The sequence below is a fragment of the Haladaptatus caseinilyticus genome (genome assembly GCF_026248685.1).
Taxonomy (GTDB): Archaea; Halobacteriota; Halobacteria; order Halobacteriales; family Haladaptataceae; genus Haladaptatus; species Haladaptatus caseinilyticus.
Genome location: NZ_CP111040.1, coordinates 357,316 through 380,086, shown reverse-complemented (window position 1 = coordinate 380,086; position 22,771 = coordinate 357,316). Strand labels below are relative to the sequence as shown.

20 protein-coding genes and 1 pseudogene are annotated in these 22,771 nt (G+C 55.3%); 9 read left to right on the top strand and 12 right to left on the bottom strand.

Features of this window, described 5'->3' with window-relative positions:
* Nucleotides 1–19: 19 nt before the first annotated feature.
* The 3 genes from OOF89_RS18940 to OOF89_RS18930 all read right to left on the bottom strand — a co-directional run bounded on the left by OOF89_RS18940 (nt 20) and on the right by OOF89_RS18930 (nt 1,896).
* Nucleotides 20–316: a hypothetical protein gene (locus tag OOF89_RS18940; RefSeq protein ID WP_266080994.1), complete on the bottom strand. Its 297-nt coding sequence runs from the start codon at nt 314–316 to the stop codon at nt 20–22.
* A gap of 49 nt (nt 317–365) precedes the next feature.
* Nucleotides 366–1,127 (bottom strand): proteasome assembly chaperone family protein, encoded by a 762-nt coding sequence (locus OOF89_RS18935; protein ID WP_266080992.1) that lies wholly within the window; start codon nt 1,125–1,127, stop codon nt 366–368.
* 85 nt (nt 1,128–1,212) lie between these two features.
* On the bottom strand, nt 1,213–1,896 hold the full coding sequence (locus OOF89_RS18930; RefSeq protein ID WP_266080991.1) for a DUF4397 domain-containing protein: 684 nt from the start codon (nt 1,894–1,896) through the stop codon (nt 1,213–1,215).
* A gap of 978 nt (nt 1,897–2,874) precedes the next feature.
* Between OOF89_RS18930 and OOF89_RS18925 the strand changes: the two genes are divergently transcribed.
* The 3 genes from OOF89_RS18925 to OOF89_RS18915 all read left to right on the top strand — a co-directional run bounded on the left by OOF89_RS18925 (nt 2,875) and on the right by OOF89_RS18915 (nt 7,220).
* Complete coding sequence (locus tag OOF89_RS18925) at nt 2,875–3,897, top strand: peptidase C39 family protein (RefSeq protein ID WP_266080989.1); 1,023 nt, start codon at nt 2,875–2,877, stop codon at nt 3,895–3,897.
* A 485-nt stretch (nt 3,898–4,382) separates the two neighbouring features.
* Nucleotides 4,383–6,071: an ATP-dependent DNA ligase gene (locus tag OOF89_RS18920; protein WP_266080987.1), complete on the top strand. Its 1,689-nt coding sequence runs from the start codon at nt 4,383–4,385 to the stop codon at nt 6,069–6,071.
* Nucleotides 6,072–6,218: 147 nt separating this feature from the next.
* Nucleotides 6,219–7,220 (top strand): MBL fold metallo-hydrolase RNA specificity domain-containing protein, encoded by a 1,002-nt coding sequence (locus OOF89_RS18915; RefSeq protein WP_266080985.1) that lies wholly within the window; start codon nt 6,219–6,221, stop codon nt 7,218–7,220.
* 548 nt (nt 7,221–7,768) lie between these two features.
* On the opposite strand, the gene aceB is transcribed toward OOF89_RS18915, so the two are convergent.
* The 4 genes from aceB to OOF89_RS24650 all read right to left on the bottom strand — a co-directional run bounded on the left by aceB (nt 7,769) and on the right by OOF89_RS24650 (nt 11,339).
* Nucleotides 7,769–9,073, bottom strand: a complete 1,305-nt coding sequence (aceB, locus tag OOF89_RS18910) for a malate synthase AceB (protein ID WP_266080983.1) — start codon at nt 9,071–9,073, stop codon at nt 7,769–7,771.
* Between the two features lies 1 nt (nt 9,074).
* Nucleotides 9,075–10,106 carry an isocitrate lyase gene (gene aceA, locus OOF89_RS18905; protein ID WP_266080982.1) on the bottom strand — a complete coding sequence of 344 codons (1,032 nt, stop codon included), beginning with the start codon at nt 10,104–10,106 and terminating at the stop codon, nt 9,075–9,077.
* Nucleotides 10,103–10,291 carry a hypothetical protein gene (locus OOF89_RS18900; RefSeq protein WP_266080981.1) on the bottom strand — a complete coding sequence of 63 codons (189 nt, stop codon included), beginning with the start codon at nt 10,289–10,291 and terminating at the stop codon, nt 10,103–10,105. Before OOF89_RS18900 ends, aceA begins: the two co-directional genes overlap by 4 nt.
* A 931-nt stretch (nt 10,292–11,222) precedes the next feature.
* Complete coding sequence (locus tag OOF89_RS24650; RefSeq protein ID WP_407661642.1) at nt 11,223–11,339, bottom strand: zinc ribbon domain-containing protein; 117 nt, start codon at nt 11,337–11,339, stop codon at nt 11,223–11,225.
* Between the two features lie 548 nt (nt 11,340–11,887).
* Here OOF89_RS24650 and tbsP point away from each other — a divergent pair.
* Nucleotides 11,888–12,694, top strand: a complete 807-nt coding sequence (gene tbsP, locus OOF89_RS18895; RefSeq protein ID WP_266080980.1) for a transcriptional regulator TbsP — start codon at nt 11,888–11,890, stop codon at nt 12,692–12,694.
* A gap of 249 nt (nt 12,695–12,943) precedes the next feature.
* On the opposite strand, the pseudogene OOF89_RS18890 reads toward tbsP, so the two are convergent.
* From OOF89_RS18890 to OOF89_RS18880, 3 genes and pseudogenes are all read right to left on the bottom strand, one after another.
* Nucleotides 12,944–13,087, bottom strand: a pseudogene (locus OOF89_RS18890) (histidinol-phosphatase); the annotation flags it as partial.
* Nucleotides 13,088–13,365: 278 nt separating this feature from the next.
* Nucleotides 13,366–13,830, bottom strand: coding sequence for a signal peptidase I (locus OOF89_RS18885; protein WP_266080979.1), 465 nt, complete (start codon nt 13,828–13,830; stop codon nt 13,366–13,368).
* Nucleotides 13,831–13,884: 54 nt separating this feature from the next.
* On the bottom strand, nt 13,885–14,559 hold the full coding sequence (locus OOF89_RS18880) for a TasA family protein (RefSeq protein WP_266080977.1): 675 nt from the start codon (nt 14,557–14,559) through the stop codon (nt 13,885–13,887).
* Between the two features lie 467 nt (nt 14,560–15,026).
* Here OOF89_RS18880 and OOF89_RS18875 point away from each other — a divergent pair, with 467 nt between their 5' ends.
* The gene (locus OOF89_RS18875) at nt 15,027–16,313 is read left to right on the top strand and encodes a choice-of-anchor W domain-containing protein (RefSeq protein WP_266080975.1); all 1,287 of its coding nucleotides are present in this window, start codon (nt 15,027–15,029) and stop codon (nt 16,311–16,313) included.
* Between the two features lie 19 nt (nt 16,314–16,332).
* Here the strand turns inward: OOF89_RS18875 and OOF89_RS18870 are convergent, their stop codons facing one another.
* Complete coding sequence (locus OOF89_RS18870) at nt 16,333–16,563, bottom strand: S8 family serine peptidase (RefSeq protein WP_266080973.1); 231 nt, start codon at nt 16,561–16,563, stop codon at nt 16,333–16,335.
* 105 nt (nt 16,564–16,668) lie between these two features.
* Between OOF89_RS18870 and OOF89_RS18865 the strand changes: the two genes are divergently transcribed.
* The 4 genes from OOF89_RS18865 (at nt 16,669) to OOF89_RS18850 (ending at nt 21,573) form a co-directional block, all read left to right on the top strand.
* The gene (locus OOF89_RS18865) at nt 16,669–17,445 is read left to right on the top strand and encodes a hypothetical protein (RefSeq protein WP_266080971.1); all 777 of its coding nucleotides are present in this window, start codon (nt 16,669–16,671) and stop codon (nt 17,443–17,445) included.
* Between the two features lie 225 nt (nt 17,446–17,670).
* Complete coding sequence (locus tag OOF89_RS18860) at nt 17,671–17,856, top strand: hypothetical protein (protein WP_266080969.1); 186 nt, start codon at nt 17,671–17,673, stop codon at nt 17,854–17,856.
* A 3-nt stretch (nt 17,857–17,859) separates the two neighbouring features.
* Nucleotides 17,860–19,470, top strand: coding sequence for a sodium:solute symporter family transporter (locus OOF89_RS18855; protein ID WP_266080967.1), 1,611 nt, complete (start codon nt 17,860–17,862; stop codon nt 19,468–19,470).
* 21 nt (nt 19,471–19,491) lie between these two features.
* Nucleotides 19,492–21,573 carry an oxidoreductase gene (locus OOF89_RS18850; protein ID WP_266080965.1) on the top strand — a complete coding sequence of 694 codons (2,082 nt, stop codon included), beginning with the start codon at nt 19,492–19,494 and terminating at the stop codon, nt 21,571–21,573.
* A gap of 34 nt (nt 21,574–21,607) precedes the next feature.
* Here OOF89_RS18850 and OOF89_RS18845 read toward each other — a convergent pair whose 3' ends face one another.
* Nucleotides 21,608–22,771: an MFS transporter gene (locus tag OOF89_RS18845; RefSeq protein ID WP_266080963.1), complete on the bottom strand. Its 1,164-nt coding sequence runs from the start codon at nt 22,769–22,771 to the stop codon at nt 21,608–21,610.

The window sequence follows — 22,771 nt, the reverse complement described above, 5'->3', positions numbered from 1 at the left end:
CGACGGGAATAGCATCGCACTACTCCGTGTCACTGTTTCGTTCCATATACTCGAACGCCACCGAGAGTGCTTGATCGAGTTCCACGGGCCCGTCCGTTAATTGCACTTGTGTCGGTGCTCCAAGTTCGCTGCGTGGCTGCGAGTACGTCACCCACGTATCGTTTCCTTCGCGGGAACAGAGAAGCCGCTCTGCGGGACCGACCCACGAATGAATGTCATCGCTTTTCGCTTCGGTCGTCCACCCTGGCGGTGTATCATCGACATGGTTGGGGGAAGAGGGGGACATCGTATGGAGTTTGACGAGGGCAACTGGCATAGCTGTTCGCTGATTTGAGATAGCTGGTCGCAACGCTTCATCAGCCACGCTACTGGTACATGTTTGGCATCGGTGACTGTGCTGTATCCTGTTGCTCCTGTACGATCTGTTGATAATGATCTGCGATTTGCTCTAGCTCATCCTCGATAGCGTCTGCCTGCTGTTCCAGTTCGGTCGTTTCGATATCGAAGTCAACCATCGGCTCGATAGCGTTTTCAATCAGGGATTGTGCAGCCGTCGGATCTGGGAAAAAGGGATTCGTTTTCACAATGAGAACCGCTGTTGGGATCCCTCCCTCGTAAAATCCTTTTGCGAGCGCTCCGGTCACTCCACCAACAAGCCCCGACCCATCAGCAAGCGGGATATTCGCACCACGCAGTTCCGCTTGAAGACCATCTGTCGACGCCATTCCCTGTATTTGCCCGATTTCGTCCTCTGATTCTGCTGGTGCTCCAACGATGAAGAGCCCACGGTCCACTTCAGTGGCCAACTCCGTTTGCAAGCAGTTCCCGAGTTCGAGAAAGTTTGACGGTGGCAGAATCATGTCACTTTGTAGTGTGATCACTGGTGGCTCGGAACCACTATGTAGTCGAATAGGATCGTGAATGCGACCGTCTTTGAACGATGTCACTCGAGGGAATTGGTCTGATTGAAGCGACCCGAAGTGAGTGAGATTCAGCTGTCGGACCATTTGATCGACTGTAATTGCAGCAACTAAGCCGTTGCCTGGCAGTCCTTCGATGAACGTCGCGGACTCCGTTTTCGCTTCAGAAACTCGTTTGAGTTTAACCGATTCGCTTTCCTCACTCATGGGATTCCTGAAGCGCTGTTTGCTCTTGTCTCTTGTTGCCCGATGGATTCGGCGAATCGTAGCTTCGGATGATTCACTTAAAGCGTCAGCGGCGGGCATCGACGGTGCTGACGAGATCGAATGCTTCCGTTTGGTTGGTGGACTGGAGTAAACCCACGGCGAATACCGTCACGACTGTTCCGCCGGTGAGCGAGACCGAAAACGTTCCGACGGGATTCGACTGTCCGGTGGGAGTTACTGTGAATTGATATGATCCCGCCTGAACGCTCCGATACTCACTAGCTTCACCGAACGTAAGATCCCTGACGAGCGACTGTTCGCCAGTCGTGATGTTTACTGGTGGGGCATCCGGTGAAAGATGCACGACGCGAAGCCGAACCCGGTCGTTTGATGGAGTCGTATTGTCATCAGTGAAAACCTCAGCTGTTGGGTTCTGTAGAGTCCCGGCAACTGCAACGGTATAGTCCGTATTCGGTTTGAGAGCAGTTCGTCGTTGAAATCCGCCCGAATCTTGATCTTGCCCGACTGGCACCACTCGAACAGTGTGTCGCCCCGCAGCAAAGTCGAAGTATGGGCTTACCTGTTTATACGCGATGTTTTCGATGACCTGCGTCTCATCGACGAAGACGTCCACGTTCGGCCCTCCCGGAATCGCATAGATACCCCGGACGCGGGCTGTATTCCCTGTTTGGGCGACAGCGACGCCGCTGAGAACTGAACCCCCGCCAAGCCCGAGGGCTTTGAGAACGCTCCGTCGTGTCTGTTGCATTGTTATTCCCCCTGGCCATCCTACGACCGCTGAGTGCTAAATGATGTTGGCAATCAGTTATCGAGAATATGAACGATCATTCACGGGGATAACAGATCCATGAAAGTTGCAAAATCCGAAATGGTGTTCACTCTTCATACGGATGATTCTCCGCTCGAAGGCCCCTTCAGCGGCTTTGAGTGCGTGGTCAATCTATTCATCCGTGTACGAATCAGTGGTGGAGAACCGCTCACCCTGGATGTTCCGAAGACGACGCCGCGACCGGCGGCCTCAAGCCACCAATCGACGAACTAGTCTTCGTTCGCGTGCCATGTATCCCGATAGGAGTGAATGTCGCGGTCGGTCATGTAGATCTGGCCTATCGAACCGATCTGTTAGACGTTCGCCGCTACACAGACGTCGTCTGCGATGCCTTATAATCCAGTAAAGAGTTTATCACCCTATCGTATCGTGTTGGTGCTGTGGATGTAGTATGTGAATTCAGCGTTTTTTGCCGCCACACGCAGACTTCCAGAGCCGGGATTCCTCGGCGAACAGAGCCAGCCTCGGAAACGTTGACGATGCATGCCACCCCCTATCGTTCTCTATGCTAAGTGTCTAATATATTCAAAATATAGTTAATTATAATAGAAATAGGATTGATAGTTGCCTATGGAGTACGGTAAAGATTGTCACAACGAAGCTACTCGGCTGGTTTCCCGACGAGGCGTACTGAAGACACTGGGTGTCGCCGGAACCATCGGTAGCATACCTGTCGCTAGTGCTAGCAATGAGGCTGAAAAAGAGGAGTTTATCCACGTCGATCGGTGGACTTCGCCGCGCGATTTTGGCATGGGTCGATTTGAGGGTACGCGTCCTGCAGACCGGGCTAGATCCCTTACGATCGCATATCCAATCGGACATCGGGAGTATACTGATCCATACGGTCATGGTACCAAAAGATGGGAATACAGCCGCTGGACATCACCAACACGTTCGGTGAATTTCGGGGCAAAACAGTTGATTGCGTCGTGGACTGCGGACATTCCACAAGGGACGTGGATGGAAGTGGAGATGCGGGGCACGACCACCAGCGGCGAGCGTACTGGCTGGTATGTTATGGGGCGCTGGGCGACGACTGACGAAGACATCCACCGAACGTCCGTGTTCAACCAGGGAGACGAATACGGCAGAATTGCCGTCGATACGTTCAAAGCCGCAGACGGCACTGCACTGCGCTCATATCAACTTCGGACGACGTTGTATCGACTACCTGAGAGGGACCACGCACCAGTATTGCGCTCGTTAAGTGCGATGACGTCCCGTCTGCCCGACCAGGACCAAGTTAGTGCGAGCCCTCTCGGTGGTGCGGCGGGAATTACGCTCGATGTACCCGAATATTCACAATCGATCCATCTCGGGGAATACCCACAGTGGGACGGCGGCGGCGAGGCTTGGTGTAGCCCCACGTCCACTGCCATGGTCATCTCCTATTGGGGACGCGGGCCGACCGAAGAGCAGATGAGTTGGGTCGATCCTGCGTATCAGGACCCACAGGTCGATTTTGCCGCCCGTGGTACCTTCGACTACGGATACGACGGTGCCGGAAATTGGCCGTTCAACATCGCATATGCCGGACGGTTTGGACTCGAAGGCTATGTGACTCGGCTCCACTCCCTGAACGAGTTAGAGCAGTATATCAAAGCCGGTATTCCCGTAATTACCTCGCAGTCGTTCGAGGAGGAAGAACTGCCTGGTGCAGGGTATGGAACAAATGGGCATCTCATGGTGATCGTTGGCTTCACTGAAAACGGGGATGTCGTCGCGAACGATCCGGTCGCACCGACGAACGAGGACGTTCGACTCGTCTATCCGCGAGACGCGTTCGAAAACGTCTGGCAGCGCACGTCAGGAACGGGCGGAATCGCGTATATTATTCATCCACCAGGACACGACCTCCCGGATGGTGCACCGACCGGTCAGCGTGACCGGGGCGGTTCGTGGAAGAACGGTCGGCGGTAGTCGCCCAGTTGCGGACGCAACCGAAGGACGACCGGTTCCATCCTTTGCTCGTACCTCTATACGTATTCAGGGGATTTCGCTTACAGCAGCGAGACAGTTCCAGCTGTCAGATCAATAGATTTAGAACGTTGTTTCGAGTAGTATTTTACGTCCCGAGAGGGACTGTGTCGTCGTTAACAGCAGCAGCGGTGTGGGTACCCGAATCGTAGCTCTCCACACCACCCACCGCTCATTTGCTCACACAACGAACCAGGACTGTTCAGTTTCCTCCGTACTCGTAGAGATCGACGCGCTGCAACCCGCTTTTCGGTGTCAAGTCTCCCTGGTGAAGAACGACGACTGCAACGTACAGTGGAGTCTGGTTGATTGAGCTCTGTTTCGTCAGTAGTTGAGGATGTAAGTCTACTCGACGATAATATGCCCCATTGAGGGACACAACGACGGAGGCATCAGTCTTATTCAGCTTTGAGACGTACGATAGACGGATGGACTACGCGCTGCTCGTGGACACGTACCAACATATCGAGGAGACGTCGTCAACGCTCGAAAAGACGGGGATCATCGCCCGCCTTTTTGCCGATGCTGACGATGATTTGCTAGCAATCCTTGTGAAGTTGGTTCGTGGCCACGTGTTTGCCGAGTGGCGCCCCGACGAGCTAGGGATGTCGTCACAACTCACGCGAGAAGCGATATCGAAGGCGACAGGCGTCTCCGAAACCGAAATTGAAGACTGGTGGCGAGAATCCGGTGACCTCGGCGATGCTGCCGCCATCGCGGTCGAAAACCAGCGACAACGGACGCTCTTTTCGACGACCCTCGACGTTCGGACGGTCCACGACGACCTGCGGGAAATTGCCGCGTACGAGGGAACGGGAAGCCGACAGCGGAAGGTCGATACCGTCGCACGACTCGTCTCGAACGCCAGTCCTGACGAAGCACGGTACCTCGTCCGGACAGTTGTCGGGGCAATGCGTATCGGCGTCGGGGATGGAACGATCCGAGATGCTATTGTCGACGCATTTCTCAATGACACGGATACCGGACGCGATGCCGTCGAGCGTGCCTACCAACTAACGAACGATTACCGGATCGTCGCCGATACGGCTCGGGATTCGGGACTGGCCGGGCTTTCGGATATCGATATCGAACTGTTCCGCCCGATTCGAGTGATGCTCGCAACGAAGGCAGAGACGATAGCAGACGGACTCGCGGACGTGGCATCCGATCCGAACGACGTGTACGCGGAGTACAAATATGACGGAATGCGCGTCCAGATACACGTTCGAGGCGACGACGTAGGGGTGTTCACCCGCCGTCTTGAAGATGTAACTACTCAGTTTCCCGACGTCGTTTCGGCCGTCTCCGAGCACGTCGATATCGATCACGGGCTCGTCGAAGGCGAAATCGTCGCCTACGAGCCGAAAACACATGATTTGGTCCCTTTTCAGCAGCTCTCTCAACGTATCAAACGAAAAAACGACATTGAGCAAATCTCGCGAGAGATTCCGGTCGTCGTCTACCTCTTCGACCTCCTTTTCTTGGAGGGAGAATCGTTGCTCGAAGAACCGCTTCGATATCGACTTCGAGAACTCGAACAACGAATCGCACCGAAAAAATGGACGCTCGAACGTGCGGAAGGCCGCAGCAATCTCGACGAAAACGGCATTCGGTCGTTCTATCGGGAAGCATTGGACGCTGGACACGAGGGACTCATGCTAAAGAACCTTGCAGTACCATATCAACCCGGTTCACGTGTCGGCCACATGATGAAACTCAAACCGACGATGGAGCCTCTGGACCTCGTCGTCACACGGGCCAAATACAGCGAGGGTCGCCGGAGTAACGAACTCGGGCGGTTGTTTCTCGCCTGTCGGGACGAAGACACGGAGTCGTTTCGGGAAGTCGGACGGTTGGCTACCGGGTATACAGATGCAGAGCTGGCAGAACTCACGGAGCGGCTCGAACCCAATATCACGGCCACCGACGGTCGTGCAGTCGAGTTGGTACCGGAGGTTGTCATCGAAGTCGAGTACGAAGAGATTCAGCGGTCGCCGACCTACGACTCGAACATGGCCCTCCGTTTCCCGAGGTTCGTTCGATTCCGGGACGACTTAAGCCCCGAGGAAGCCGATTCCCTCGAACGGGTTCACTCGCTATTTGACGACCAGCGCTGAATCGGGTCCGGTGACGACACTCCTCGCCGTCGTGATTTTCACGGTGATGGACAGAAACCTCCATATTGACGATATCGGGAGGGTATCTGAGACACGGAACGAAATCGTGCCGGAGGGTTGACCTGCTATCGGCACCACTGCAGTACCGTGAAGCTTCCTGGGTCGGTTCGACTTCGAGACGGGATCGAAATAGAACTATCAAGCGGCGAAACTGTCGTCGCTGACGCTCGATCCCCCGACGGCGATATCAACGTTCTCAGCCACGCCCACGGAGACCACCTCTATCAGTCGCTTCCGGACGAGGTGATATGCTCGGAACTCACGGCACAGTTAGCCGAACTCCGTCGCCCCGACAAAGGAACGGTCCCGCGTACGTCATCCCCTCGAATCACACAAGTTCCCGCCGGACATATCCCGGGTTCTCGGGCGACGCTTGTTTATGGGAACGATGTGACATACCTCTATACCGGCGATATTTCGACGCGTAGCCGGTTCTATCTCTCCGGGTTCGATCCATCGAGTCTCGACGCCGATATCGACGTGCTCATCGTCGAAACGACGTACGGAGAACCCGAATACAGGTTCCCACCCCAGGATGTTCTCGAACGGTCGATAATCGACTGGCTGAACGACACGACTCGTCCCGCTCTGTTGTTCGGATACACGCTCGGGCGTGCACAGGAGCTCCAGCATCTCGTTGGGAAATCAAATCGAGACCGATTGTTCGTCACCGAGGCGATCGAAAGGATAAACGCACCCATCGAGGATTCGCTTGGAACGAGTTTTGGGGCACGACTCTACGGGAACGATGTCGAACTCGGAGCGGACGACACCCTTGTGCTACCGACACAAACCACGAAGCTCTCGTTCGTAGACCATCTCGTCGAGAACCGGAACGCTGTCAAAGCGGGGTTTTCGGGATGGGCGACCGATTCGGGCTTCAAATACCGAGGAGAGTACGACGAGACATTCGTTCTGTCCGATCACTGTGACTTCACCGAACTCGTTGACCTCGTTACCGCGGTCGATCCGGGGAAGGTTTATACCACGCATGGATCGACGGACGAGTTCGCATCGTATCTCACAGCTGAACTCGGGTACGACGCCCGATCACTCAAACGTAATCAAACGTCGCTTGGCGACTTCTGAAGCGGAGCGATACCGATCATGGACTGAGGCGACGCTTGTACGGGGTACAAGCCAGGAAACGTCAACACCGTCGAAATAAGCGGCGTGTCGGATTACCACGGAAACGTAACGAACTGTCCTCTGTACGCTACATCGCTTCGACCGTACACGCGTGCCTCGTTTCGTTGATGTGCGATTCCGCACGTGATTCAGCACCGACTCGTGACGGATGGAAACCGATTCGCCCGCAATTATCGCACTCGATCTTGTACATGGAGTTCGATCTCAGCAACGTTACTATCACTATTAATCATTTCCATCACGGCATCATCTGCGCTTCGATCCCTCCGTAGAAATATCTCTCAAAGTACTCTCATGGTTAGCCCCCATGTGCGAAAGAAAGACAGCCGTCACGCCGACGAGAAGGGCTCGACCGACGCCCCCTCATGCGTTAATATGATATCGTCGAGGACGTCCGTTCATGAGCAGTGGTCGAGCCATACGGTGACGATTCGGTCGAGTGGACATCGCGGCTTGGCGACGCACTCAGTCGCCGATGCGTCCCTACGTCATTCTCCGACCTTCATCGCACGTTCGACGACTTCCTCGCCGTACAGCTCGGCCAAATCGTCGTGCTGGTCCGGACGATTCTCGTACACGTCCTGGAACAGGCTGATCGGCGTCATCGCCGCTTGGTAGGTGGCTTCGTCCCACATCCTATCCTTCTCGATTTCGATCTCGAGACTGTCGATAACGATAGTCGCCGTCTGCGTCATCGAGATTGCGCCTTTGCCCGACTCCTTGGCCGCTTCGAACTCCTCCATCGAATCGACGATGTCGTCCATGCTCGGGACGTACTCCGTCATGTTCAGCAGTTCCTCGCGAAGTTCGTCTTCGTCGAGTTCGCGCTTGTCGCTACCGATATGGAGGACGTATCCATTGTCGGTCGATTCCAGTTCGATTCGGTCGCCCTCGTAGAACTGGGTGCTGCCCTCCGAGTCGAGTTCGACGTCTTCCCCGGCAGCATTGATGAGCCAACTACCGGTCACTGGTGGGAGCGGTGCAGTGTTCGCCTCGACGACCTGACCCGGGGTCAACGACCAAATGCCAATCATTCCTTTGGCTCGGTTGTCAGTCATGCGTTCGTTGTATCCCTCCGTATCCCGAATATCGTCGTACGGGCCATCGATTGCGATGAGGCCAGCGGCGCTCGCACCGCGAGAGGTGTTGTGACGTAGTTCCTCCCACGGCGGCAACCCGCCCGTAGGTGTGATCGCGCGCATATCCTTGGTGTAATCGACCTCACCATCGACAAGCAGGAACAGGCGTTCGAGGTTGTTGTCGGGTTTCCCCATCTCCTCACGGAGGTCACCCATCGCCAGCTCCGCGGCCGCACTCTCGATGATCACCGACATGGCGATACTTCCTTCCTCGAGACCATGCTCGTTTTCGACGATGGTGATGAACTCGTCGGCCTTCTTCCAATCGTCGATGCCGCCGACTTCCGGAACGACGAATCCGTCGATGTGCTCGATGGCCCCCTTCTCGGGGTCCGAGATTTCCAGGATGTGTTGGAATCCACGATATCGAGTGCCAGGGGAGTCCCGGTGCCAGACGATTCGAGGATGAATCTCACCGGGGAATGCCGCTCCGTGTTCGGCGACCACTTCGACGATGTTCTCCGCTCCTTCGTCGCGCATCGACGGGGCCGTCGCATCCTCGTTGTCCGGTACCCAAACGTCCGGAGCTCGCATTCCGCGTAACTGGGCTGCACTCCGGATCATTTTGGCGGAATCGTTTTCCCCTTTCACTGCCGTCGGTGATGTGAAAAACGTTCGCACGAATGAACGGTCGTGCTCCCGCTGCGTGCTCATCTCAATCGTCCCCCTGTTCGGACGTGATGGGGTTGGCCTCGTCTTCCGAGTAGCCCTCGGACTCGGCGATGCGTTCTCGGGCTTCCGGGTCGAACTGCGTCTCGATGTCCTGATATCGGCTCACGAAGGAGAGTTCGTGGTGTGACTCGGTCGGGTGCTCGAGGTACCGCTCCTCAAGGTCGAACTGCCCTTCTTCGTCGCTCTGAGCCAATTTCTCGAAGTCCTCGTAGACGCTGTGAGCGCCGGAGTGCAGGGCGAACAGCGTGATGAATATGTACTTGTAACCGAGGTCGCCCAGTTCCTGGAACGTGAGCGGGTCTTCCTCCTCGGACCAGGCGAACGACGAGGAGTAGTTGAACGCGAGTTTCAGGTCGGGATGCGTCTCATGGATCGTCTCTGCGTACTCGATAGCGTCCTCCCGACTCGGGTCGGGCATCTCAGGCCAGACGATATCGACACCCGCATCAGCGTAGATACGCCCCCGTTCTAAGTGCTCCTCCCAGTCCCCATTGGACGACCCGTACGCGTCGGTACGGGCGATAATGACGGTGTCCTCGGACTGTTTGGCATCGACCGCAGCTTCGAATCGCGCGCGAGCCTTCTCGCGCGACACGATCTGTTTACCGGCTATATGGCCACAACGCTTCGGCGTCGTCTGATCCTCGATGTGAATGGCGGCGACGCCGCTCTTCTCGTATTCACGAACGGCACGCCGCACGTTGTGGATTCCGCCGTATCCTGTATCACAGTCCGCGACGACTGGTAGGTTGGTGGCTTCGACGATACGTTTCGCGTTTTCGACCATTTCGGTCATCGTCACCATCTCGAGATCAGGGAACCCGAACTGGCCGAGCACCGTCGAGTAACCACTCATGTAGGCGGCATCGAGGCCAGCCATCTCGGCGAGACGGGCGTCCAGTGCATGGTACAGGCCGGGTGCGAACACGTAATCCTGCGTTTCGAGCTTATCCCGAAACTCTTTCGCGGCGCGGTTCTCGATGTCTGTCGTCGTGACGTCCTGGTTCGGAATCATTGTTGAGTACTTCGGCGGGTGAAGAGTGTGATTTCGATACGGCCGAGTCGCGTCCGAAGCGAAACGGCTTCGCGGCTACTGTCGCGTGAGTCCTGTTCGTTCGGCCGACGGTCGGATGGGTGGGTGACTATCGGAACGATGGGCGCTTCCTCTTCGATCGGGTCGTATCGGCGTCGGTTTGTCATATGAGTCGTATCCGGGGCGGTGATGGTCGGTTGGTAGTTCGATAGCGCTGCGGTCCGCGTGCTGCATGTACGAGTTTTCGGGTCATTGCATCCGAGACAACCGGAGATGGATAAATAAATGTTATGATTTATAATGATAATATTCATTAATGCGCTATTACGAGTTGACATCGATTAAGGTGTATAAGTGATTGTCATTCACAATCACGGTCGGCCGGAGACACCGAAAAGTATAGCCATCGATGTACGTCGTGGCGTTCTTCGCTCACCTGCGTCTGCGACCGATGACTCCCCTCAGAGGAAACGGGGAAAACATCCGGACTAGTTTAAACCACCTTCTATCCGACGGAGTAGACTCTTGCTCATCCATTCGACGATACGACTGTCTAATGGGGTTGCTGGAATCTCATGACGAACAGGCAAGTGTGATCCACGATGACGAACGATGAATTACTCCGGCAGGTCGAAGCAATGACGAAAAAATCCGACGAGGAGCTCGAAGGCGAACTATCGAAGTGAAAAACCAGCTCTACGACGGTATCACAGTCAACTTCTTCGAGCGTACGATCAGCAGGTGCCCGTCATTCGATTTTGCGCTGATAGTATCACAGTCGTGGATCGTGATGGAGAACCAATCTTCGAGGAAAGGTTACCATTGTCAACTGGATACGACCACAAGTGTGGAACGGTACCTCTACGCTCCTTGTGGAGATGTATAATGGCGAGTTGCAACCAGCAAATATCTTCTAATCAGCAGTCGTCGAGGACCTGAATTCATATGAACGTTGAACTCTCTCGACAAACACTGAGCGAAACGAGCGAGGAAGGAGAATGCGGTGTCTACGATTCGGGCGGAGAGCCCTACTGTGTGATTTTTCGGCTTGTGGCGTGAAGTGACTCATATCGGTCGGCTCTGATTCGTTTCACCCCGCTATTCGAGGAGATGCTCACAGTGTGGACAGATGTTGTGTCGGGCATGGACCGGTTGCTTACACATCGGGCACTTCGTCTCGTATTCATTTTCGAGTGAAGCAGTATCGTCGGACATCTGATTGAAATCTCAGTCGGTACCGAGTTACGGACGTTGGTTTCAGATGCAAGTGATTCATTTAAAGTGGCAGTAAGAATACAACAATTTGACAGAATTTCGCAGACGGAGAGAAACAAGAATTCCTATTCTACCGTGGAATTTCCGGAGGAAAAAGGGAAATTCCAGCAGACGACACCCACGTCATCCCGGTTGCGTACTCATCCGCCCTATCCGGTGTATATTCGACACGTACGTCCGGCATTATAGCGGTATGCGACTGCTACTCCTTCTCCGACTACCGTTATGTCCGTCCTGAATTCCACATTTGGGTCGGGATACGTTTCGTCCATCACCAAAGGGAAGGATGGTATTGGCACGATCGGCCCGGTAACCACTCAATTCTGGTCGTAGAAATAACCGCACAAATTCAATACCGAAAGGCATCAATACAGTTACCTTCTCAGTAGACGAGTTCCAAGTTAAGGGGTTCAATCCGTTATTTTCGGGCCCACACACCGATTAGTAATGCAAGTAGAACAAAGAAATGGTTTCCCGTCTACGATTGTATGTCGGCAGAAACGAATGCTCTCGACGAAGAATTCGGCGATACGATCAATTCACTTTTCGAAGACGCGGACTCGGTGCTCTTCGTGAATCCAGCACCGGACGTCTTTCGGACGGTAATGACGTCCGCGGCGGCGTTCGATAACGAACTACCCACCCTTCGCGTACTCGCGACCCCCGATGTGCTAAAATCGTCCGTCGATGATTTCATCCTCGCAAGTCGGATTTCGGATCTGGTAGACCGGGGGCGACTGGAACTTCGGACGACTACCGATATCGCACGAAGCTCCCTCCTCATCAGTGACGATCAGATCATCTCGGTCATAACACTGGACGACAAACTGACGGGCCTTCGCTCGACAGACGACGACTTGGTCGAAAACGTTCGATCGACGTTCGACGACGACTGGGAGAGCGGTGAGGAGTTCAACTTGCGAACGCCACCACTCACACGGGTACAGGAGACGCTCCGCGAGGAACTCGGGAACGAGGTCGAGGAGGACTTCATGATGGTTTTCGAATCGGTCGACAGGATTCCGGGAGAGGACGACGAACTCGACGAGGTCGCGATCTCCTTATTGGTTGGGGCGAACAACGAAGTGCTCCTCTATGATATCAGCAAATGGGGTGAGGATACCGGTGTCGCGAGCAAAGCCACGTTCTCTCGAACGAAGACGCGGCTCGAGGATCGTGGTTTGATTGAGACCGAGAAGGTACCGATCGATGTTGGTCGTCCTCGACTTCGGTTGGTCTTGGTACCGGACGATCTGGAGGATATCGACAGTCTCGCCGACCAAGTTACCGCATAGACCGGTGAAGAAGACGGAAATCACGGCCAATAAGCGGGACCGAAACGCTGGTTTGACCGCTCGGTAGCTGACGACTCAGACACGTGGCCGTCCTCGAGTCTTCGCTCCGTAGGATGAGGGGTTCGCGCGGTATACACCCCTTGTGAGCGTCATTGTGGACGGTTTTTGGGTGTATTCGGACAGCGCCATACTGATGGTCCGTCGTGGGTCGGAATCGCGAAAATGAACCGTTGTCGTCGGCTACCGGTTAGCACGTCGCTGCCGCTCGTACGGCCGGTCGAGATTGAATCCGAGGATAGCACGTGTGTCCTTCGCATGAGCACGCGACGATACGTTACAGTGGTCGGTGAAACCGATACCGTCCAACCCGGTTCGTTCGGCCGCCCGAACCATCGGAGAAAGGAACTTCCCATCCGAGTAGTTCGAATGGGCGTGAAGGTCATGTGTTGAGTAGTCGCTCTCCCCATATCGACTTATTAATACCTCCCACGTGAATCACCTCCTCGCCGCGGTCACGTGGTTCGATACGACGACTCATTCATCCGGACCATCGGTAGTGTGCACGGTCCGTGGGTAACTCCCCACGTCATCTGGAGGTATAGATTGCACCGATTTGGGGACCGTTCGACCGCATAGCACTATCACAGGAGATGTTTCGGGCGAGCGGCGAATCAGTCGATGGCGAGTAGTCGTTGCCCGGCGATTCCGACGATGAGGACGCCGACGAAAATCGAATAGAGCGCCCAACTTCGTTCGAATGAAGGGTGAATGAGATATCCATAGAGGGGAACCGACACCAGTAGTTCACCACGGATCTGATGCCGTTCGACAACGAACGAATCTCGATTCATCCGTGCGTCACCCTTCGTTCGATACCCCGTAGGCGTTTTCTCGACGATTCGGTGGGTTATCAACTCGTTGCCCTGCGCAAACGTAACGATGTCCCCTTCCGTGTACCGACCGCTGTCGTACGTATACACGATGTCTCCCTGTTGGATGGTAGGTTGCATACTGCCGCTCAGAATGGCGAAGCTCCCCATACCGGGGAGGACAACGAAGACGATCTGAACGACTATCGGCAGCAGGAGTAGTCCGAACAGTAGCCAGGGCAAACGGTGACGAACGTGGGCTGTCATATATATTTCTATTGTTGAACTAGTAAAATAAAAATTTGGGAGGTCGAAGCGGGATTACTGGCTGGCGTCTTGGTTGAGGGTGAACGTGACGGCGATATCGACGCCGTCGGCCATGATGTCCTCATCGAGGCCGGTGAGGTTCCCCGCCGTGTTTCCGTTCCGGGTAAAGTACGCAGCGTCATCGTTTGCGACCTCTAGGGTCATCGAGAGGGTCGCAGTGTCGCTCGCATTTGCGGCAGGTGGTTGTAATCCTTCGATCGGGTTCGAACCGGCCTGGATGTCCTCGAGGTCCACGTAGCCGTTTCCGTTTGTGTCCGACGCAGCGGCGACCAGATCGACCGACGTTCCGTCAGGGTTCGTGTAGGTGAGTGATTGGACGCGAATCAGACTCGCCGTTTCGTTTGCATTCAGCTCGTTGGCAAGTCCCGAGTCGGCCGGTTCGGAGCGAAGGTCGTTCTCGGCGACCGCGAACGAAACCGTTAGCTCCTCGGCTTCGGTCGTTCCAATATTTTGAAGGCTGTAGCTCTGTGCAACCGTGTCGCTCGGTTGTGCATTGACGAGGTTGAAATCGTCCGTCGTTCCGTTCGCGCTACCGTTTATCGCGAGATCCATCGTCCCTGCTTCGACGGTGTTGTCCGTGCTTGTATCCGTGTCCTGCCAGAATGCCCATGTTCCGATTCCCGCGATGACACCTCCGACGACGATCGTCGCAGCGAGTATCACCTTCATTTGTCGGCCACTCAGATTCAAATTCATTCCAATATACATTTCCACCACTATGTTATTAAAACTTACTCTGAATAATATTATATATTTATATCATGAAATAATAAACTGCTATCGGATCGGTCAAAATCGCCCCCGATGAACACATTAGCGAGATGAAGACCGCCTCCTCGGCGGATGGTCCCTCCTTCACTTTGGTCAAGAACCGGTCCATCGGTTTTCGGAACGGATCACCAAACCGACTTGGTCAGTTAATTTATTCGGACAGCTCATTAGTAATGGCCCCTTTCTGCAGTATCTCGGTGCCTATCCCCGTTTCGTTGCTTTCTTTCCGGTCAGCCTCATGAATAGCCGCCATGACCGTGATTTCTCCCCGTTCATCGACGTTCTTCCAATATTCAATATAATTTCACTGATTATAAACTAAGTATATGTATAAAGGGTCAAAATAGATGCAAAGAAGCGAAGAGATGAGGGACGTTTCACGACGCCATATGTTAGCTGCACTCTCGACGGTCGGCGTTAGCAGCCAATGGTCCATCGGTTCGTGGGCCGCGTTTCGTGATTCCGAGCCCGAACAGGGAGTGGTCGAAGCCGGGTCGTTGGACATGAAGCTTCTCAATACGGACCAGTATCGCATCCCTACGACGGGCGATTTCGTTCTCGCCCCCGGCGGTGCTGACGAACGGCGGATCACGCTGACGAACGCCGGAAGCACGGAGGGGCGCTCGTTGAGCCTCTCACTCGCTACACAAACGAGCGAGGAGGGACAAACCGGGACCGGGGAAACGAACACGAGTACCGCGGATGGGGGCGAACTAGACGACGAACTCCAAATACGCGTCTTCCTCGAGAACAACGGCACCGTCATTGGCTATTTTTATGGAAGCACGACCGCGTATACACCGTATCTCACCGCCGTCGGTCAGGGAACGAAGACAATATCGCTTCCGTCGTCGATCGGTGGAAGCGATTCCCTCGATCTCGTCGTTCAATATCGCTATCCAAGCGGTTCTTCGGCCGCGCTGGGTGACCGCTTGGTATTTACGATGAACCTTGCACTCGGTTCTGAGACGGGTGCGAGGGGTTGGCGGGATGTCGATCCGACAACGGTGGCGCTGCAGGCAGGTGTCGGGCAAGCTACCGAGTTCGAAGTCACATCGCTGTCCGACACGCAATATTTGACGATCGTGATGAACGAGCAGTTCGGGGCACAAGGACGGATTGGAAGACAAGGGGCCGGTGGACCAATCGGTTCCGGAACGAGGGAACACTGGATTGGTGATACCGCGACGATACCAGCCTCCCGTTCGAACAGTGATTGGGTGAACGGGCAGGCCTATTCGTTCACGTTCTCGTATGACCCCGGTCCGAATCGAACCAATTACACCGTCGAGCCGGGGAACGTCAATCTCACTCACTCGCCGACCGTGTCCATCTCCCTTACCGACCTCCTTATCTACGCGGTCGGTGCACAGAATGGAACCCTGACGATCGACCAGTTGACGCTCAACGGACAATCCATCACGCAGAGCCTGTCCGTCTCGAACGCACGTCGGGCGTTACGAATATCGAACGTCCAACTACAACAGGGGTTCACGCTCACCGGCCGGGTGGTCATGTCGTGGACCGGAAACCAACGACCCGCCTTCGATTCGCAGTACTATCTACTGCGCGTTGGACGCGTCCTAAGCGGACCAATAACCCTAGAAGAGCTGACTGGACCGCCACTCGATAGCCCGTATCTCGTCCAGTGAGGTAGAATACTGCCCCTGTTCAGTATCTGACAGCGTTGTTCGTGTCCAAATAGCCGGAGCCGTAGTACGCTTTGTCCCCGACGTCGCGAGCGGTCCGTTCGAGTATCGTACGAATCCCATTTGGGCCAGCAGCCGGGTTCGCGCTCTTGACGAGCGCGGCGGCGGCCGTCACCTGTGGTGCCACCATGCTCGTTCCGAGTACCCACCCATATGGACAAGGATGCTCAGCCGAGGCCCTGTACGAGGTCACTGGTGCGGCTCCAAACGGCTAATCTCGATGTAGAATCGTACCCGAATCGTGAAAAAACACTATCCCTCTTCGATTGCAACCACCGATACGAACCGTCCGAGAGATATGTCGAATGCAACCCTCCAAATCGTCGTCGATCATCCAGTAACGCTCCTGCCGTTGTTGTTTACGGCTTGGATCGTCTACAAGCTGGTACAACGATATCGGACGAAAGTGCTCACCGGTTTCGCCGCCGCCACGACCATCATGCTCGCCCCTGTTCTCCTGTTCACGTTTCTCGCGGAGTTCACCGAAAACCAACTCTTTCGGGCGTTATCCAATCACGTTCTCGACATCGAATCGGCGATCATCGATGCTCTGTTCCGGTTTCTCGATGTGGCGATCGCTACGGAACTACGGGTCGTGGTACTGATCGTGGATGGCACCTGGAATATGCTGCAGGGGTCAGTCACGTCGGTAATACCGATGCTTGAACCCGTCATACTCCTTCTTATGATGTTCGCCATCGAATTCGTTGCAGGTGCAGGCCTGATCTATGCACTCTACGTCTCTTCCTATAATTCGAACCTTGATTTTATGTTGAAGGGCGTCGGAGTTGTTCTGTTGATTTCGGGGGCATTCGTAACATTCATCCAACTCGACATATGGCAAACTAGTGAGTCCCTGCTGGTGTCAGCGTTTATCGCGGCGATGTTAGGGTTCACGTTCGGCGTGGCGTCCGTGATATCGTTCCTCCGACCTAATTTCGGTGAGAAGTCCGTGAACTCGACGCGCCACGAATCAGTGGTGCGACCCTCCGACGAAGACGAGGATTCACTCCGAACAAGGGTCATGGGTGCGGTATCACGGTTTAACTCGTCGTGGTTGAAGCGAAAGGAGTGAGTAGCTCGGACGGAGGTGAAAGGCTCAGCACGCCGCAGTCTTCGATAGTACGACATCATATGCTGACAAACCCGGTTTCACGCGTATACTACTGGGATCTGTTGAGGTGCAACTAAACTTTAAGACAAACCATGATGATCATTGTAGTGATATGGGACCACATACCAAATCACTACGATGGCAAGTCGGGAGTGACCGACTGATGAATGGAAGGAGGACGATACCGTGATACCGACACTTTGGCTCATGGGATTCCCGTCACCCGTTCTCGAATTTTTCGTTCTCGGAGTCTGTCTCTTTTTAGTCGGTGCAGTAACGCTCGGAAGGAACATCGAAGACGTGACTGGTATCGAAGCAAAAAGCCTGCAGCAACGCCAGCGCGAACGCGACACTACTCCCTCGGAGGACTAACATATGAGATGGATCGTGCTTCAGTCGTGGGGTGAAAGCCTTGGTGTCGAGTACCAATCATCCACTGCAATGGTCTTTTTCGTCCTCTTTTCTCTTCTCATGCTCGGTATTGGCTTTGTAGCGAGTAAGCACATGAACAACGAAGAGGATTACTACGTCGCAGGACGCAGTGCTGGCATCTTCGTCATTGCCCTTTCCATCTTTGCATCGACTCAGAGTGGTTGGGGAATCGTCGGGCTTTCCGGTACAGTGTATGCTCTCGGCACCGAGTTTATGATGTGGGCGACGACAGTCATCATTTTCTCGTTCGTCCTCTCGTACTGGCTCGTGGGGCGGAAAATGCGCGTGCTCGGAACGACGGTCGATGCTATCACCGTCCCCGATGCGATGTATCACCGGTTTGAGGACGAACGCGTTCGATTACTCGGGATCGCTGCCGTCTTCCTCGGGTCGATGGGATATCTCGCGGCACAGTACGCTGCGCTGGGAATTATCATGTCCATCATCTTCCCCGTCGATTTCATAACAGGTCTCATCATCGGCCTCCTTGTCGTTGGCATTTACACGGTCATCGGCGGTGTCTTGGCAGCAATCTGGTCCGACGCAATTCAGGGAGTGATCATGGCGCTATCCGGAGTGTTGACGTTCTTTTTCATCGTCACTTCCAACCCCGGTGGTATCGGAGCGATGATTAGCACTGTTCAGGGTGATTTCCCCCAATACTTCGAGTTCACGACCCTCGGTGGGAACGGCCTGGCTCCGATCGGTCTTTTGCTCTCCATTCTCATCATCAACCTCACCCATGCTGGCCAGCCCCAAGCGATCACGAAGTTCTACATGATTCGCCGCGTTTCGCTATTGAAGTGGGGCGCACTCATTTCGGGCGCAGCGTACCTCATGACGACGCTGTTCTGGTGGGCCGGTCCGTATGTCCGTGCTGCCGTCGCACGTGGTGATATCCAGAACTTCGACAATCCGGATCTGGTGCTTCCACTCGCACTGATCAACTTCGCCCCGAATGTCGTGACGGCATTCGTGCTCACGGCCATCGTTGCGGCGATCATGTCGACGAGCAACGCGTTTCTCAACGTCGGAGCGTCGTCCGTCACACACGATTTCATGAAAGAGTACAGAAATACCCGGATGACCGACGGTCAAGAGGTGCTCTATGGGCGGATCGCAACTGCAGCGATTCTCGTCATCGCCGGTGTAATCGCTGCAACATTCCCCGGCCTCATCTTCGTTCTCGGTGCTGCTGGATGGGCCATCTTCGCGACAGTCATCTTTCCCGGTGTCGCCCTCGCATACAACTGGAAGGGAGCGACCACCGAGGGAATCCTTTGGGGAGGCTGCGTTGGTCTCTTTCTGACGTTGGTACTCGCCTATGGAGGTCAGTACTTCGGTTGGGCCATCCCGTTGGGATTTCTCGGCGGTCAAGTCGCCCAACTCGCCGGTATCGCGGTGTTCATCCTCGTCTCGTTGGTCACATCGACAGCCACGTACGAGCAGCTGAAGCCCGAGGTGAAGGCCGTCCTCGATACTGGACGGCTCAAAGGTGGCAGCCTCCCATCGAGCGTTGCCGCGGATGGTGGAGAAGAACGGATAGACCAGTGATCAATCAAACAGACGATTTCAATGACAAACGACCCAACAGACGCCGCAATACTCCGTGACGACGACCCGAACAACTACCGGTACGAACGGTTGTTCGAACCGACGAGCATCGGCACCGTAGAGCTACGCAATCGCCTGATGATGACCGGGCACACGACGAACTATGCCCGAGGATCCGAAATCACGGACTCCCTCATCGATTACTACGTCGAACGCGGTGAGGGCGGTATCGGACTCATCGTCATGGCGTATCTCGCGAATCATCCGAGTTCGATGTCCAGCAGTGCGATTCGTGGCTGGGACGATGACATCGTTCCCCAACTCCGGCGCCTAACTGATGCCGTCCACGAAACTGGTGCACGGATAATCTGCCAGAACCTCCACTATGGCCGGCAGATGACGAGCCTCCTCAGCGAGCAGCCCGTGTTATCATCCTCGGATATTCCTGGCCCGGTGAACCGCGAGATGCCACGTCAAATGGACCAGGCGGAAATCGGTGAACTGGTCGAAAGCTACGCGACGACCGCTAACGTAATCCAACGAGGGGGATTCGACGGTGTCGAGATTCACTCGGGGTATGGGGGATACCTGCTCTCACAATTCCTCTCTCCGTACTCGAACGAACGAACGGACGAGTACGGTGGTTCCGTGGAAAATCGACTGCGTATTGTCTACGAGACGCTCGATGCAGTACGCGACGAGGTCGGTGAGGACTTCGTCGTCGGTCTTCAGGTAAACGCGACCGACGACGCGCCACACGGTATGGGTATCGAGGGCTACGAAGAGGTGGCACGTCGGCTCGCAGCGACGGAACAAGTCGATTATCTCGTCGTAAAGGCAGGAACGTACCAGAAACAGGATTACATCGTTCCCGACATGCAGCGCGATCATGCCCTGCTTGCACCACTCGCCAAGCGCATCCGGACTGTCGTTCACGAGGAAAACCCGACGATGACCGTTGCCACGACGGGACGGATCACCGACCCACGTCACGCGGATCGGATCCTCCAGGAAGGTGCTGCAGATATCGTTTCTATGACGCGGGGGCACATCGCTGACCCATACGTCGCTCGAAAAGCTCAGGAGGGGAGACTCGACGAACTTATCGAGTGCATGGGATGCAACCAAGGCTGTATTCAGCGCATCTACGAGGGTGCGTCCTGCCGATGTGTGCTGAACCCGGCGACCGGATTCGAAGCCGACCTCGGCGTCGGAAGCCTCACGAAAACTACCGAATCGAAGGACGTACTCGTTGTTGGTGGCGGCCCGGCTGGAATGAAGGCCGCCGAAGTAGCGGCTCGTATCGGACACCGAGTTACTCTCTGTGAACGGGACGGGACGCTCGGTGGACAAGTGCGATTCGCCAAGGAAATTCCGAACAAGGCAGAGTTCGAGAAACCCGTGCTTTGGCTTCGCGAAGCACTCGACCGAGAGGATGTGACCGTCCGAACGGGTGTCGAGGTAACGGCGGAGTACGTCGAACGTGAATCGCCGGACGCGGTGATAGTTGCGACTGGGTCCTCGCAGCCGACGTTTCCACGAGGGTATCATGGGATCGGAATTCGTGAGGAAGACATCCCCGGCTGGGAGGATGCACGGGTGCTGACGAGCACGCAGGTGCTTTCCGAAGCACTTCGGTCCGAGAACGGGCCTTCGTATGTAGACCCCGGCAACCACGTGCTGGTCATCGACGATGGCGAACACCACTGGAAAGGTATCGGGACTGCGAAATTCCTCGCTGAAGAAGGGCGGACGGTACACTTTGCACAGCCCGGTGGAGACCCAGGTGGTGACCTGACTGGCCCGACGAAGGCAAAGCTGCATCGCGACCTTTTCAGTATGGATACTCCGGTCGAGATACATACGTTTACGACTGTTGACCGTGTTAACTGGCCAACCGTGATGCTAAAGAAACGCGGGAAGCCAGCTGAAATCCCGGATCTCGAGAGTATCGTTCTTGCTGGATTCCATCGATCTGAAGACGTACTTGAGAACGAACTCTCTGGAGTCGTCCCGGAGGTTCACGTCGTCGGCGATGCGGTCGCCGCACGAACGATCAAAGAAGCGATCCACGAAGGCGAGCGTGTTGCTAGAGAGCTATAGATTACAGTGTGAATCGAGTGTCTACCGTTCCGCTTTAGTTACCAGGAAGTCGATCCGTCACATAGAGTCCTGCGAGGACGAGAATAACACAGCCGACGAGCGATGCGAGTGCGAGAAAGACGGCGTTGAATGCATATCCGGCATCGGTGAGTAGCCCGACGGCGGCGGTGCCGTTTGCTTCGACAAGCAGTGAAAGACCGGTGAACGCCGCATAAACGACGCCGCGGTTCTCGTCGGGGAGCGAATTGAGGAAGTAGGTATCCAGTGCAGGGAAGAGGCTATGAATGAAGTATCCGATGGAGATGGAGAGAAGAAAGACCGTAGCCAGATTGCCTGCATAGGTAAGCGCAACGACCGACCCGACGAACCCCGTCAGTATCGCCAAGATATACGGGACAACTGGCAGACGATCGGCAAGGCGTCCGCCGTACCAAAATGCAGGTAATCCGGCCGCGAACACGACTGTAAGAAGCAGGTTTGCCGTCGTCGTCGATAGCCCCTTCGACGATTGTAGATAGACCACATAGAAATTGAACAGCCCTTGCCACATGAATCCGGCAACGCCGACCATCAGCAGTCCGGTCGCGATGATTCGCCAGTGTGAACGGACGGCAGGGAGAAACGCGCGGTCGGGGACGGCCTCGTCCGCGATACGAGATCCTCGAACGACTCTTGCCATCACGATGCTGAACATGATGGCAGACACCCCAAGAACGAGGAAGACGGTACGCCACGAGGCGACCAGTAGAATGCCGACTACGATGGTCGGCGCGAGAACCGCGGCGAGTTGCGCGGCCGCACCGTGAATGCCGACGGTACGTCCGACCGAATCGGGGTACAACTCCGCAATCAGCGGAACAGCAGCAACGAAATAGGCGCCGCTAGCGATACCGAGCAGAAACGTTCCGATTTGGAGCGTTGGAAACGAATTCGCGAGCGCGATGAGTCCCGATGCACCGGCAAGTACGACGCCCGTCGCCAACACGGCTTGGTGTCGAGGGATTCGGGTGAGAACGTATCCCATCGGAATACGTGGAATCGCTGTTCCGAGCCACACCAGCGAGATCAACACGCCGATAGTCGCGCGGTCGGTCCCGAAGGCAACCATTAATGGTTCGAATAGGGGTGCAAAGATGGTCCGTCCAAAATTCATCAGGAAGACCAATCCACAAAGTGTTCCGAACAGGCGTTTCCTCAC